Source organism: Streptomyces sp. NPDC007901, from assembly GCF_042959465.1.
Taxonomy (GTDB): domain Bacteria; phylum Actinomycetota; class Actinomycetes; order Streptomycetales; family Streptomycetaceae; genus Streptomyces.
This window is the reverse complement of record NZ_JBIBKW010000026.1, coordinates 44,215-57,241: the sequence shown is the minus strand read 5'-3', so window position 1 is coordinate 57,241 and position 13,027 is coordinate 44,215. Positions and strand designations below refer to the sequence as shown.

Sequence of the window (13,027 nt, the reverse complement as noted above, 5' to 3'; positions counted from 1 at the left end):
CACCCTCCACCAGCGCTCCGCCGCCCGCGATGCTTCCCCCGCGGCGGCGATGGTTCGGGATGTCAGTCATCTCGACGAGAGATGACCTGGGGCCGCCCCACCCGCCTGTGCGCTGCCGGGTGCCGACTGTGCGCTCCGGGACAACTGGCGGGCCCGCACGGCTCCTACCGTGACGCACGGAGCGCCGGAACGACCGGTGCGCCCGACGCATTCCCAGGAGACTCGCATGTCCGAAGCCTTCACGCCCGTCACGCCGGTGCTCGAACCCGCAGCCCAGGCCTTCGTCGAGGCCACCGCGAACCCGCCGTACCTCTTCGACCTGGCCCCGGCGGACGGTCGCAAGGCCGTCGACGAGGTGCAGTCGGGCGAGATCGCCAAGCCGGCCGTCGACGAGGAGTGGATCACGGTCTCGGGCGGTCCCACCGGCACCGTCCGGGCGCGGATCGTGAAGCCCGCCGGTGCCACCGGCCCCCTCCCCGTGATCATCTACATCCACGGCGCCGGCTGGGTCTTCGGCAACGCCCACACCCACGACCGCCTGGTCCGCGAACTCGCCGTCGGCGCCGAGGCGGCCGTGGTCTTCCCCGAGTACGACCTCTCGCCCGAGGTCCGCTACCCGGTCGCCATCGAGCAGAACTGGACCGTCGCGCAGTGGGTCGTGGAGCAGGGCGCGACCAAGGACCTGGACGCCACCCGGATCGCGGTGGCCGGTGACTCGGTCGGCGGCAACATGACGATCGCCCTGACCCTGATGGCCAAGGAGCGCGGCGGTGTCCCGCTGCGCCAGCAGGTGCTGTTCTATCCGGTCACCGACGCGAGCTTCGACACGAACTCCTACCACCAGTTCGCCGAGGGCTACTTCCTGCGCCGCGACGGCATGTTCTGGTTCTGGGACCAGTACACGACCGACGAGGCCGAGCGCGCCCAGATCACCGCCAGCCCGCTGCGCGCCACCGTCGAGCAGCTCAAGGACCTGCCCCCGGCCCTGGTCGTCGTCGCCGAGGCCGACGTCCTGCGCGACGAGGGCGAGGCCTACGCCAACAAGCTCCGCGAGGCCGGCGTCCCCGTCACCGCCGTCCGCTTCCAGGGCATCATCCACGACTTCGTGATGCTCAACGCCCTGCGCGGGACCCACGCCGCCGAGGCCGCCATCTCGCTGGCCGTACGCACCCTGCACACGGCCCTGCACACCGCCTGACCCGCAGCGCCGCTCCGCCGACAAGGAATCCCCATGACCGACTCCACGCCCACCGTCGTCCTGGTGCACGGCGCCTTCGCGGACGCCTCCAGCTTCGCCCGGGTCGTCCCGGAACTGCAGGCCGACGGCCTCAAGGTGCTCGTCCCGGCGGTGCCCAACCGCAGCCTCACCGGTGATGCCGCCTACCTCGCCTCGGTGGTCCGGGCCGTGCCCGGCCCCGTCGTCCTGGTCGGCCACTCCTACGGCGGTGCCGTCATCACCGTCGCGGGTGCCGAGGCGAACGTCCAGGCACTGGTCTACCTGGCCGGCTACGCCCTGGAGGAGGGCGAGAGCCTCGGCGAGCTGCAGGGCCGCTTCCCGGACTCCGAGCTCGCCTCGGCCCTCGTGTACACGCCGTTCCCGGTCGAGGGCTCCGACGAGCCCGGCACCGACGTGACGGTCGACCCCGACCGGTTCCCCGAGATCTTCGCCGCCGACGTGGACCCGGACCTCGCCAAGGTGCTGGCCGTCTCCCAGCGGCCCCTGGCGGGTGCGGCCTTCGCCGAGGCGGCCCCGGTCGCCGCCTGGAAGACCAAGCCGTCCTGGGGCCTGGTGTCGTCCGCGGACCGCACCATCAACCCGGACGTCGAGCGCTACGGCTACGAGCGCGCCGGAATGACGACCGTCGAGGTCGACTCCTCGCACCTGGTCATGCTCGCCCACCCGCAGGAGGTCGCGGACGTGATCCGCGCGGCCGTGCTGTCCCTCGGCACGGAGTAAACGGCGCACCCCGCAAGAGTGACGCAGAGCGGGCCGCGCACCGGTGTCGACCGGGCGCGGCCCGTCCGCGTGTAGGTACGTGATCATGCGGACACCGATGCGATCCCCCTGGACCTGGGCGGCCCTGGCCGTCGTGACGGGAGTGTGCGGGACCCTGCCGTTCCTCGTCGTTGGCGGCGACGCTCCCCGCCCGCTCTCGGCGGACGAGGCCCGGCGCATGGCCCTCACCCGGTTCCGTGCGTACCGGGACAGCCCGGCCGAGGTGACGGTACGGGCACCGCTGCCCGGCGGAACGGCCGTGGTCCGCGCGGTGGTCGACGAGCACCGGCACCGGGCGGTGGGCTGGTTCTACACGGGGGACGCGGCCGAGCGGGGGCTGCTGGCATGGGACGGCACCGGACTCTCCATCGCCCGCCCGAGGATCGACGGCAGCGCGGGCCCCCTCGCGAAACCGGCGTCGCTGGCGGAGGCGGTACGGGACGCGGCCCGGGTCAGACCGGCGGCCTGGATCCGCCGTACGTACGGCCCCGCTTCACTGGACACCGCCCTCCGCCTGACACTCAGCCTCGCCGCCGACCACCCGGACAACGCCCGGTTGCTCGCCCGGTCGAAGCCACGCCGTCTGGGCGAAGACCGCATCGACGGCCGAACGTACGACGTCTTCTCCGCGCCTCCTCCGACCAGCACGCCGCCCGAGCTCGATCAATCCCCGCTGACCTACTGGATCGACAGGGCGGGACACCTGCGCCGGGTCAGGTCCGACCTCGACGACGACCGCACGATCGTGGTCGACGTGACGGCGGCGAAAGTCCGCCCGGGGGTACCGGAAGGACCCTGGGCTGCAGCCGCCCTGCCAGGGGCGCCGGGCTGAATCGATCTGCGGCTCCGCCGCGTGGGCGCGACCAGCCCCCACCGAACCCGCACCCGACTGTGAACCACCCCACCCCACCTATGAGTTGAGCACGCCACCTGTGGATCCCCGTACCACTCCCCGAAGGAGACCACGCCGGATGCAAGGATGATGCGCCATGACGGCAGGTTGGTGCGCACGCACAGTACGGTCCGCGGTGTTCGCGGCTGTCTGCGTGCTGCTCGCCGCCGTCGGCCACGTCCTGATGTCCGGCAGCCCGGTCCCCGCCTGGGCACTGGCCGCCGGCACCGCGGTCACCGCCGCCCTCGGCTGGACCCTGTCGGCACGCGAACGCGGACTCCCGCTGGTCGCGTCCGCCGCGGTGGGCGCCCAGACGGCCCTGCACTCCGGCTTCTCGGCCGCCCAGGTGTGGACCACCAGCGCCACCCCCATGGGTGCCATGCACATGGACATGGCCGGTGACATGTCCGCCATGCACATGGGCCCCGCCCACATAAGCCCCGCCGAATACCTAGGCTTCGGCACCGGCGGCACCGCCTCCACCGGCATGCTCGCCGCCCACCTCCTCGCCGCCCTGCTGTGCGGACTCTGGCTCGGCCACGGCGAACGCGCGGCCTTCCGCATCAGCCGGGCCGCGGCCGCCCGGCTCACCGCACCGCTCATCGCCCCGTTGCGGCTGCTGCTCGCCCTGCCCGCCGCCCCCGAGCGGCCGCGCCCCCGGCCGCACCGCCGCCGCTCGGACCGGGCACCACGGCTTCTTCTTCTCGTCCACGCGATCACTTCCCGGGGTCCGCCCGTGCGGACGGCTGTCATCTGACGACAGCTGGTGTTCCGGGACCGCCCCTGCGCGCCCCGGACGAACACGGCGGCCGTACGCCCGCTGGAGCACCGCGAGCGCCACCGGGCCGTCGCCCCCTTCACCTTTCTCACAAGGACACCGAGTGATCACTTCCGTCCTGCCCGCACGTCCTGCGCCGGACGAGAAACGCGACGCGTCGATCACGGCCTGGGCGCTTGCCGCCCGGTCCGGCGACACCGCCGCCGTGGACGCGTTCGTACGGGCCCTGCACCGCGACGTCCTGCGGTACGTCGCCCATCTCTGCGCCGACCCGCAGGCGGTCGACGACCTCGCGCAGGACACGTTCCTGCGCGCGCTGGGCAGCCTGCACCGCTTCGAGGGACACGGTTCGGCCCGTTCCTGGCTGCTGTCGATCGCCCGCCGGGCCGTCGTGGACAGCCACCGGTACGCCGCCGCCCGGCCGCGCCCGGCGGACGTCCTCGACTGGCAACTCGCCGTCGAGCGCGCCCAGCCGTACGGGCTGCCGGGTTTCGAGGAGGGGGTCGTCCTGCTCGACCTCCTCGCGGCGCTGCCCGACGAACGGCGTGAGGCGTTCGTCCTCACCCAGCTCGTCGGGCTGCCTTACGCGGAGGCCGCCGAGGTCAGCGACTGTCCCGTCGGCACGGTCCGCTCCCGGGTGGCCCGGGCCCGCGAGGCGCTCCAGGATCAGCTGGCCTGAGGCCCTTCGGAAGGCCTTTCGAGAGACCCTTCGGAAGGCCCTTCGAACGCTCGCAGAATGCGTTCGGCGGCCAGGGTCGCCGTCAACGAGCCGTCCCTGACCTGCTGTTCGAGGTCGGGGGCGGCCGCGCGCACGGCAGGGTGGGCGTGCAGCCGCCCGAGCAGTTCGTCCCGCACCATCGACCAGGTCCAGCCCACCTGCTGCTCACGGCGCTTGTCCGCGAGCCGCCCGGTCGAGTCCAGCAACGCCCGGTGCTGCTCAAGGCGTTCCCAGACCAGCTCGAGGCCCGTCGACTCCCGCGCGCTGCAACTCAGCACCGGGGGAGTCCAGAACGCGTCCTTCCCGTGCATCAGCCGCAGCGCGCTCGCCAGTTCCCGGGCGGCGGAGCGCGCGTCGCGCTCGTGCGGGCCGTCCGCCTTGTTGACGGCGATCACGTCGGCGAGTTCCAGGACGCCCTTCTTGATGCCCTGGAGCTGGTCGCCGGTGCGGGCCAGGCTGAGCAACAGGAAGGAGTCGACCATGTCGGCGACCGCGGTCTCGGACTGCCCGACGCCGACGGTCTCGACGAGGACCACGTCGTACCCGGCGGCCTCCATGACCACCATCGACTCCCGGGTCGCCTTCGCGACCCCGCCCAGCGTGCCCGCGCTGGGCGAGGGCCGGACGAAGGCGTTCGGGTCGACGGCCAGCCGCTCCATCCGGGTCTTGTCCCCGAGGATCGAGCCGCCGGTTCGCGTCGACGACGGGTCCACGGCGAGCACGGCGACCCGGTGCCCCAGGCCCGTCAGCAGCGTGCCGAACGCGTCGATGAACGTCGACTTGCCCACGCCCGGCACCCCGCTGACGCCGATCCGCCGCGCCCGGCCGCTGTGCGGGAGCAGCTCGGTGAGCAACTCCTGTGCCAACGCCCGGTGTTGTGGACGAGTGGACTCGACGAGGGTGATGGCGCGGGCGATCACCGCGCGCTTCCCGTCGAGCACACCCTTCACATAGGCGTCGACATCGATCACAGGTCGTGCCCGAGTTCCGCCGACAGCCGCTCGACCAGGTCGTAGGCCGCGTCCGGAATCACCGTCCCGGGCGGGAACACGGCCGTGGCGCCCATCTCCAGCAGGGTCGGCACGTCCTGCGGCGGGATGACACCGCCGACCACGATCATGATGTCCTCCCGGCCCTCCTCGGCGAGCTGCTCGCGCAGCGCCGGTACGAGGGTGAGGTGGCCGGCCGCCAGCGAGGACACGCCGACCACGTGGACGTCCGCCTCCACCGCCTGGCGGGCGACCTCCTGAGGGGTCTGGAACAGCGGGCCGACATCGACGTCGAAGCCGAGGTCGGCGAAGGCGGTGGCGATCACCTTCTGGCCGCGGTCGTGACCGTCCTGGCCCATCTTGGCGACCAGGATGCGCGGGCGGCGCCCCTCGGCCTCGTCGAACGCGTCGACCAGGGCGCGGGTGCGGTCCACGTTCGGGGACTCGCCTGCTTCGTTGCGGTACACACCGGAGATCGTACGGATCTGGCTCGCGTGCCGGCCGTACACCTTCTCCAGGGCGTCCGAGATCTCACCGACGGTGGCCTTGGCGCGGGCCGCGTGCACGGCCAGCTCCAGCAGGTTGCCGTCGCCGTCCGCCGCCCGGGTCAGCGCGTCCAGCGCGTCCCGGCACGCCGTCTCGTCCCGCTCGGCCCGCAGCCGCCGCAGCTTCTCGATCTGCTGGGCGCGGACGGAGGAGTTGTCGACCTTGAGGACCTCGATCGCCTCGTCGCTCTCCACGCGGTACTTGTTGACGCCGATCACCGGCTGCCGGCCGGAGTCGATCCGGGCCTGGGTGCGGGCCGCGGCCTCCTCGATGCGCAGCTTGGGAATGCCGGCGTCGATCGCCTTGGCCATGCCGCCCGCTGCCTCGACCTCCTGGATGTGCGCCCAGGCCTTGCGGGCGAGGTCGTACGTCAGCCGCTCCACGTAGGCGCTGCCGCCCCACGGGTCGATGACCCTCGTCGTGCCCGACTCCTGCTGGATGAGCAGCTGGGTGTTGCGGGCGATGCGCGCGGAGAAGTCCGTCGGCAGGGCCAGGGCCTCGTCCAGGGCGTTGGTGTGCAGCGACTGGGTGTGGCCCTGGGTCGCCGCCATCGCCTCCACGGCCGTACGCGTGACGTTGTTGAAGACGTCCTGCGCGGTCAGCGACCAGCCCGAGGTCTGCGAATGGGTGCGCAGGGAGAGGGACTTGGTGTTCTTCGGCTCGAACTGGTCGACCAGCTTGGCCCAGAGCAGACGGGCCGCCCTGAGCTTCGCGATCTCCATGAAGAAGTTCATGCCGATCGCCCAGAAGAAGGAGAGCCGGGGCGCGAACGCGTCCACGTCCAGGCCCGCCTCCCGGCCCGCCCGGATGTACTCGACGCCGTCCGCGAGCGTGTACGCCAGCTCCAGGTCGGCCGTGGCGCCGGCCTCCTGGATGTGGTAGCCGGAGATGGAGATCGAGTTGTAGCGGGGCATCCGCTGGGAGGTGAAGGCGAAGATGTCGGAGATGATCCGCATCGACGGCTTCGGCGGATAGATGTAGGTGTTGCGGACCATGAACTCCTTGAGGATGTCGTTCTGGATGGTCCCGGCCAGCTTCTCGGGCGGTACGCCCTGTTCCTCCGCCGCCACGATGTACAGCGCCAGCACGGGCAGCACCGCGCCGTTCATCGTCATCGACACGGTCATCCTGTCCAGCGGGATGCCGTCGAAGAGCTGGCGCATGTCGAGAATCGAGTCGATGGCCACGCCCGCCATGCCGACGTCACCGGTCACGCGCGGGTGGTCGCTGTCGTAGCCCCGGTGGGTGGGCAGGTCGAAGGCGACCGAGAGGCCCTTCTGGCCGGCCGCCAGGTTGCGCCGGTAGAAGGCGTTGGACTCCTCGGCGGTGGAGAAGCCCGCGTACTGGCGGATGGTCCAGGGCTGGTTGACGTACATCGTCGGGTAGGGGCCGCGCAGATACGGCGCGATGCCCGGGTAGGTCCCGAGGAAGTCCAGGCCCTCCAGGTCGCGGCCGGTGTAGAGCGGCTTGACCCCGATGCCCTCCGGGGTCTCCCACAGCGGCAGGTCACCGCCGGCCGCCCGCCACTCCTCGGGGCTGCCCTCGGTGACGGGGGTCCCCAGTTCGATGCCGGAGAAGTCGGGGATTCCCATCAGGACACTCCCATGCGGTCGAGGGTCTCGGACAGCACGGCCACGGCGTCGCAGCCCGCGAAGACGTACGAGTCGATGCCGGGGAAGTCGCCCCGGCCCGCGAGGAACACGTGCCGGGCACCGGCCGCCTTCAGCGACTCGGCCGTCCGCGCGGCCTGTTCGGCGTACTGCGCGTCGCTGGAGCAGAGCACCGCCTCGGTGGCACCGCTCTCCTCGAAGCTTCCCCCGGTGACCGGCTCGATGCCGCCCGCCTGGAAGAGGTTCGAGGCGAAGGTCGCGCGGCCCGTGTACTCGGTGGCCGAGCCGAGCGTCGCCAGGTGGATCCGGGGGCGGGCGCCGGTGGCCGCGAGATGGGCGTCCGAGCGGGCGCGCAGCTCCTCGAACGCCTCGTCCCGGCGGACCCGGGGGAGACCTCCCGACGGCGGCTCGGGCGCGGGCTCGCGCTCCACCGGCTTCTCGGCCAGGAGCGGGAACTCGCTGACGCCGGTGATGGGTTCGCGGCGCTTGGCGAGCTTCTTGGAGCGCTCGGCCCAGGTGGTCGCGAGGTCGGTGCGCAGCCGGCCGGAGCGCAGCACGGCCGCCTGGCCGCCGTCGCGCTCGATCGTCCGGAAGAACTCCCAGCCGGCGTGGGCGAGTTCGTCGGTCAGCTGCTCGACGTACCAGGAGCCGCCGGCCGGATCGACGACCCGGGCCAGGTGCGACTCCTCGACCAGGATCGTCGAGGTGTTGCGGGCGATCCGGCGGGCGAAGGCGTCTGGCAGGCCCAGCGCGTGGTCGAAGGGCAGCACGGTCACGGAATCGGCGCCGCCCACCCCGGCGGCCAGCGTCGCGATCGTCGTGCGGAGCATGTTCACCCACGGGTCGCGGCGGCTCATCATCACCGGCGAGGTGACGGCGTGCTGCGTCTGGGCGCCCGCGTCGGCCGCTCCGCTGACCTCGGCGACCCGCGCCCACAGCCGGCGGGCCGCCCGCAGCTTGGCGATCGTCAGGAACTGGTCGGCGGTCGCCGCGTACCGGAACTCCAGCTGCCCCAGGGCCTGTTCGACGCCCAGGCCGGCCTCGGTCAGCTCCCGCAGGTAGGCCACGCCGGTGGCCAGCGAGGCGCCCAGTTCCTGCGCGGCCGAACCGCCCGCCTCGTGGTACGGCAGCGCGTCCACGGTCAGCGCGCGCAGCCCCGGGAACCCCTCGGCGCACCGCTTCGCCAGTTCGGCGACGGGAGCGAAGGGGAGGGCGGTGCCGGTGCGGGCCTCGTAGCCGAGCGGGTCGGCGCCCAGGTTGCCGCGTACGGCCTCGGGAGCGACGCCCTTCGCCTCGTACACCCGGAACAGCTCGGCGGCGGCCGCCTCGGCGTCCCGGCCCGCGTCCAGGACGACCGGCGCCAGGTCGAGGTAGACGCCCTCCAGCGCCCGGCCCAGGCCGTCGACGGGGATGCCGCCCTCGCCGAGCACCAGCCAGAGCGAGGTGACGCCGTTCTCCAGGTCGGCCAGGACCGCGCCGTCGGGCGCGGCAGCGTGCCGTTGCCTTATGCCCCAGCCGCCGTCGGTGCCACCCTCGGGGCGGCCGCCGCGCACGAAGGGCGCGAAGCCGGGCAGGCCGGGTTCGGGCGCGGTGTCGCGCGCGGTGTAGAGGGGGCGGGTGCGCAGCCCGTCCTCCAGCGTCGTGGACAGGGCGTTCTCAGCGGCCTCGCCCGAGACTTCCTTGCCCGACTTGCGCAGCACACCCTCGACAAGGCGTTGCCACTGCTCGTGTGTCGCGTCAGGGAACTCGGCGGCCAGGGAGAGCCCGTCGTCAGGCAGGACCGTCATGCTCGGATGCTAGGGCAGACCGTCAGAAGTGCATGGGTGGCGGGGCTGTGACCTTGCCCTCCCTGTGGCTGTGACCTGCGCCTCTAGGGGGTGAAGTGGCCTGATTCGTGCGGTCCGTGCGTGTCGTCCGCGAGCTTCGGCACGAGCGCGTACAGCGCCTGACGCTGCTCGGGGCCGATGACCTGCGCGACCGCCTGGCCGACCGTTCCGGCCAAGGTGGCGGAGGTGTCCCTGAGGAGTCCGCGGGCCTTGTCGGTGAGGGCGACCTCGATGCCCCGCCTGTCGCCGCAGACCGACTTCCGGGTGACCAGGCCGCCGTGCTGGAGGCAGGCGATCTGGTAGGTGAGGCGGGTCTTGGGGCGGCCCAGCAGCTCGGCGATCCGGGTCATGCGCAGCCCTTCCCGGGGCTGCTCGGCCAGCAGGCACAGGATCAGGAACTCGTCGTGCGAGACGTCCAGGGTCTCCTTCACGACCGACCGCAGCCGCTGCTCCACCGCGCCCGTCGCGGCCAGCAGCAGCATCCAGGCGCGCAGCTCGGCGGGGAGCAGTCCGTCACCCCTGAGGGACGGGCATTCGGGCAGCTCGGCGGGGTGTTCCTGGGAGGCGGCCATGCCGTCGATTCTACCTGTTGTCCAAATTTGCATATTGGGCTAGCGTGACATCATCCAAATTTGAAACATCAATTGATCGGAGTAAGGCCATGCCCGTCACCGTGGAAACCGGCCTCTGGCAGCTCGACCCGACCGCCTCCGCCGTCGCCCTCCGGCACAAGACGATGTGGGGCCTGGTCACCGTCAAGGGCACCTTCGCGGGCCTCACCGGCCGGGGCGAGGTCGCCGCCGACGGCACCGCCACCGGCACGCTGGCGATCGACGCGGCCTCGCTGGACACCAAGAACAAGAAGCGCGACGACCACCTGCGTTCGGCCGACTTCTTCGACGCCGCCAACCACCCGGAGATCACCTTCGCGGTGCGCGCTGCCGTGCGGGGCGCGGGCGACGCGGTGGACGTCGACGGTCAGCTGACCGTGCGGGGCATCAGCAGGCCGCAGAAGATCACCGCGAAGCTGGTCTCCGCCGACGCGGACGGGCTCACGCTGGAGGCCGAGTTCACGGTGGACCGCAACGAGTTCGGGATGGGCTGGAACCAGGGCGGCATGATCCGCGGCCTGACCACGGTCACCGGCACGCTCCGCTTCACCCGCGCGGCGGCCTGACCCTCACCGGCCGGTCGCCGTCCTGCGCAGCCGGACGTCCTGGCTGGACAGGGTCTGCGGGTCCGCCGTGAAGGCGCGCAGCCGGATCCGGGTGCTCGGCTTGGTGGGGATCCCGAACCGGCCGTTCGGCGGGCGGAGTTCGACGCTCGCGGTGCCGTGCCCGGGAATCGTCGCCGGACCCCGCACGAGCAGCCAGTACATGCTCATGCCCTGGCCGGTGGTGAGCGTGTAGTGCGGGGTGAGCGCGGTGCTCCCCGTGTTGACCACCTTCAGGGTCATCTCCCGCACCACCGCCGCCGACTTCCCGGTCCGGCGCAGTGCCGTGACCTCCATCCGCAGCGGAGGCCTGCCGGACGCCGCGAGGGCCGCGCTCGCCAGCGCCGGGGCGAGCAGCAGCGCGATCGTCGCGACCAGGGCGGTCCGGCGCCGGGGCCCGGTCAGGAAGGCCGGGCGCGGCTGCCAGGCCCGCTCGAACTCCGGCAGCGGCGCGGTCACGGCCGCGGCCAGCCACAGCGGCGTCATCATCAGGTAGTAGCCGTCCTGGGAGCGCGTCGCCAGGTAGAAGGCCAGCCAGGGCAGCACGGTCGCGGCCGGGCCGAGGCGCCGTACGAACAGCACGAACAGGGCGAGCAGGGCCGCCGCGAGCAGCATGCTCGCGTGCGAGTACCAGTCGATGCGGTCGCTGCCGTTCGTGTAGTACAGCGTGATGTCCACCAGGCCCTGGCCGTGCACCACGGCGCCCTGGGTCAGCGGCAGCGCGATCCCGGCCAGCCAGCGGCCCGGCTCGGACACGATGAAGTACGTGTTGATCAGCAGCCACACGGTGACGGCGACGCCGGTGATCCGCAGCACCACCAGGCCGGCCGCCCGGCCGCCGAGCTCACCGCGCCGCACCGCGTAGACCCCGGCCAGCAGGAACGGTGTGACGAACCACGGCAGTTGCTGCGCCGCGCACGCGGCCCCCAGGCACGCGGCCCGGGCGATGCCGGCCGCGCCCAGCCGGCCGCCCTGCCCGATCTGCGGCCAGCGCACCACCACCGGGATCAGCAGGGCCAGCGCGATGACCGCCGGGTAGCCGACCCGGGCGTACGTCGAGAGGAAACCGAACCCCAGGCAGGCCATCGTCGCCGCCGACCGCCACGGGGCCGGGAGCATCCGCCACAGCGCGATCGTGCCGGCGATCAGCGCGCCCGTGCACACCGCCGTCGCCGGGGCGCCGTGGTGGCCGAGCCAGAGCAGCGGGGCGGTCAGGAGCGGGGCGAGCGGGGGATAGCCGTAGGTGTAGTCGTAGCTGCCGCCTATCGTCGGCGTGAGGGCGATGCCCGTGCCGTGGAACAGCCAGGGCCACGGCTGTCCGTAGACGGCGTGGCCGGCGACGAGTTCCCTGGCCGCCTGGGTGGTGAGGGCGCCCTCGTCGCCGCCGTTGTGGTTCAGGGCCCAGGCGCACAGCGCGAGGGCCACGGCCGTGACCAGCACCACCAGGTCGAGACGGGCCAGCGAACGGGTCCTGCGGACCGTCAGCGCCAGTACGCCGGAGACCAGGATCGAGACATAACAGAGCGAGATCGCGGCCGCCAGGACCAGGTGGTGCGTCGCCGCCTGTGTCCAGATCGAGCGGGTGCCGATGAACAGACTGATGTCGGCGAGGACGGTCAGGACGCGGTGCCATTGCGCGGGGGCTCCGGTATCTCCCGGAGTGGCGGACACCGCCGACTGTGTCCGCCGGTCGGGTGTCACCTGTTGTGTTTCTGCCAAGTGCACGCACCGGACGGTAATCGCGGGGGGTGAGCGGGGTGTTCCTGGAGGAGAAGAGTCCGGTGTGAGGGCGGTAAGAAGCCCCCAATGCGCCGCAATCGCCTGAATAGTGACAAGATCACGCCTTTGTGCACCGATCAGCACCGATCGCCGCCCGGACCCGCTCGCCCTTCGTGTCGCTGTTGGGCCGAACGGGTGGCTTGGCGTAAGAATTGGCTGGTGCAGGCATCGAGTGCGAGTCAGGTCAGGGGGAGCCGGTGAGCCGTTACGACGTCACCGATGAACAGTGGGAGGGGCTCGCCCAGGTCGTGCCGCTGCGGGGCCGTGACGCGTGGCCCTCCGCGGTCGGCCACCGTGCGCTGCCGGACGCGGAGACCGAGACACGGCGCCGTTTCGTCGTCCTGCGGGTCAATGTCTTCGCCGACGCCCGCGAGGTCGCCGAGACGCTGATGGCCGGGATACCGGTCCTCCTCGACCTCACCAGCGCCGAGACCGAGGTCGCCAAACGCGTCCTCGACTTCAGCACCGGCGTGGTCTTCGGCCTGTCCAGCGGCATGCACCGCGTCGACCGCAACGTCTTCCTCCTCACCCCGCCCGGCACGGAGGTCAGCGGGCTGATGGAGGGGGCGGGGGTTTCGGGGACCTGAGAGCCGGCATCGCCGGCGGCGGGCAGGCGGGGCGGCCTGGCGGTGTCCCCGTCCGGCTGAGAGACGGACGTCTCTTCGGTGGGCATCATGAAC

The 13,027-nt window shown here is 72.2% G+C and carries 12 protein-coding genes; 7 read left to right on the top strand and 5 right to left on the bottom strand.

The window, feature by feature from the left end:
• The first annotated feature begins 226 nt into the window (after positions 1 to 226).
• The 5 genes from ACFZDK_RS47830 to ACFZDK_RS47810 all read left to right on the top strand — a co-directional run bounded on the left by ACFZDK_RS47830 (position 227) and on the right by ACFZDK_RS47810 (position 4,345).
• Positions 227 to 1,198 carry an alpha/beta hydrolase fold domain-containing protein gene (locus tag ACFZDK_RS47830; protein ID WP_390983380.1) on the top strand — a complete coding sequence of 324 codons (972 nt, stop codon included), beginning with the start codon at positions 227 to 229 and terminating at the stop codon, positions 1,196 to 1,198.
• Between the two features lie 33 nt (positions 1,199 to 1,231).
• Positions 1,232 to 1,957, top strand: coding sequence for an alpha/beta fold hydrolase (locus tag ACFZDK_RS47825; RefSeq protein WP_390983377.1), 726 nt, complete (start codon positions 1,232 to 1,234; stop codon positions 1,955 to 1,957).
• 97 nt (positions 1,958 to 2,054) lie between these two features.
• Positions 2,055 to 2,828, top strand: coding sequence for a hypothetical protein (locus tag ACFZDK_RS47820; protein WP_390983375.1), 774 nt, complete (start codon positions 2,055 to 2,057; stop codon positions 2,826 to 2,828).
• A gap of 157 nt (positions 2,829 to 2,985) precedes the next feature.
• On the top strand, positions 2,986 to 3,645 hold the full coding sequence (locus ACFZDK_RS47815) for a hypothetical protein (RefSeq protein ID WP_390983372.1): 660 nt from the start codon (positions 2,986 to 2,988) through the stop codon (positions 3,643 to 3,645).
• Positions 3,646 to 3,769: 124 nt separating this feature from the next.
• Positions 3,770 to 4,345 (top strand): sigma-70 family RNA polymerase sigma factor, encoded by a 576-nt coding sequence (locus ACFZDK_RS47810; protein WP_390983369.1) that lies wholly within the window; start codon positions 3,770 to 3,772, stop codon positions 4,343 to 4,345.
• Here the strand turns inward: ACFZDK_RS47810 and meaB are convergent.
• From meaB to ACFZDK_RS47790, 4 genes are all read right to left on the bottom strand, one after another.
• Positions 4,333 to 5,355 carry a methylmalonyl Co-A mutase-associated GTPase MeaB gene (meaB, locus tag ACFZDK_RS47805; protein WP_390983367.1) on the bottom strand — a complete coding sequence of 341 codons (1,023 nt, stop codon included), beginning with the start codon at positions 5,353 to 5,355 and terminating at the stop codon, positions 4,333 to 4,335. The two genes, ACFZDK_RS47810 and meaB, sit on opposite strands and share 13 nt — an antisense overlap.
• On the bottom strand, positions 5,352 to 7,511 hold the full coding sequence (gene scpA / locus ACFZDK_RS47800) for a methylmalonyl-CoA mutase (RefSeq protein ID WP_390983364.1): 2,160 nt from the start codon (positions 7,509 to 7,511) through the stop codon (positions 5,352 to 5,354). Before scpA ends, meaB begins: the two co-directional genes overlap by 4 nt.
• Positions 7,511 to 9,316, bottom strand: a complete 1,806-nt coding sequence (locus ACFZDK_RS47795) for a methylmalonyl-CoA mutase family protein (RefSeq protein ID WP_390983361.1) — start codon at positions 9,314 to 9,316, stop codon at positions 7,511 to 7,513. The genes scpA and ACFZDK_RS47795 overlap by 1 nt, the downstream gene beginning before the upstream one ends.
• A gap of 83 nt (positions 9,317 to 9,399) precedes the next feature.
• The gene (locus ACFZDK_RS47790) at positions 9,400 to 9,927 is read right to left on the bottom strand and encodes a MarR family winged helix-turn-helix transcriptional regulator (RefSeq protein ID WP_390983359.1); all 528 of its coding nucleotides are present in this window, start codon (positions 9,925 to 9,927) and stop codon (positions 9,400 to 9,402) included.
• Positions 9,928 to 10,016: 89 nt separating this feature from the next.
• On the opposite strand from ACFZDK_RS47790, the gene ACFZDK_RS47785 reads away from it, so the two are divergent.
• Positions 10,017 to 10,532, top strand: a complete 516-nt coding sequence (locus ACFZDK_RS47785; RefSeq protein WP_390983357.1) for a YceI family protein — start codon at positions 10,017 to 10,019, stop codon at positions 10,530 to 10,532.
• 3 nt (positions 10,533 to 10,535) lie between these two features.
• On the opposite strand, the gene ACFZDK_RS47780 is transcribed toward ACFZDK_RS47785, so the two are convergent.
• Positions 10,536 to 12,239, bottom strand: coding sequence for a hypothetical protein (locus tag ACFZDK_RS47780; protein WP_390983354.1), 1,704 nt, complete (start codon positions 12,237 to 12,239; stop codon positions 10,536 to 10,538).
• Between the two features lie 305 nt (positions 12,240 to 12,544).
• On the opposite strand from ACFZDK_RS47780, the gene ACFZDK_RS47775 reads away from it, so the two are divergent.
• Entirely contained in the window at positions 12,545 to 12,934 is a 390-nt protein-coding gene (locus tag ACFZDK_RS47775; protein ID WP_390983352.1) for a cell division protein SepF, read from the top strand.
• Positions 12,935 to 13,027: the final 93 nt, after the last annotated feature.

What these genes read in the sequence shown, in the direction of transcription:
- ACFZDK_RS47815 (WP_390983372.1), top strand. Translation starts at nt 2,986, where the DNA reads ATGACGGCAGGTTGGTGCGCACGCACAGTACGGTCCGCGGTGTTCGCG.
- ACFZDK_RS47820 (WP_390983375.1), top strand. Translation starts at nt 2,055, where the DNA reads ATGCGATCCCCCTGGACCTGGGCGGCCCTGGCCGTCGTGACGGGAGTG.
- ACFZDK_RS47790 (WP_390983359.1), bottom strand. Translation starts at nt 9,927, where the DNA reads ATGGCCGCCTCCCAGGAACACCCCGCCGAGCTGCCCGAATGCCCGTCC.
- ACFZDK_RS47830 (WP_390983380.1), top strand. Translation starts at nt 227, where the DNA reads ATGTCCGAAGCCTTCACGCCCGTCACGCCGGTGCTCGAACCCGCAGCC.
- scpA (WP_390983364.1), bottom strand. Translation starts at nt 7,511, where the DNA reads ATGGGAATCCCCGACTTCTCCGGCATCGAACTGGGGACCCCCGTCACC.
- ACFZDK_RS47785 (WP_390983357.1), top strand. Translation starts at nt 10,017, where the DNA reads ATGCCCGTCACCGTGGAAACCGGCCTCTGGCAGCTCGACCCGACCGCC.
- ACFZDK_RS47795 (WP_390983361.1), bottom strand. Translation starts at nt 9,316, where the DNA reads ATGACGGTCCTGCCTGACGACGGGCTCTCCCTGGCCGCCGAGTTCCCT.
- ACFZDK_RS47825 (WP_390983377.1), top strand. Translation starts at nt 1,232, where the DNA reads ATGACCGACTCCACGCCCACCGTCGTCCTGGTGCACGGCGCCTTCGCG.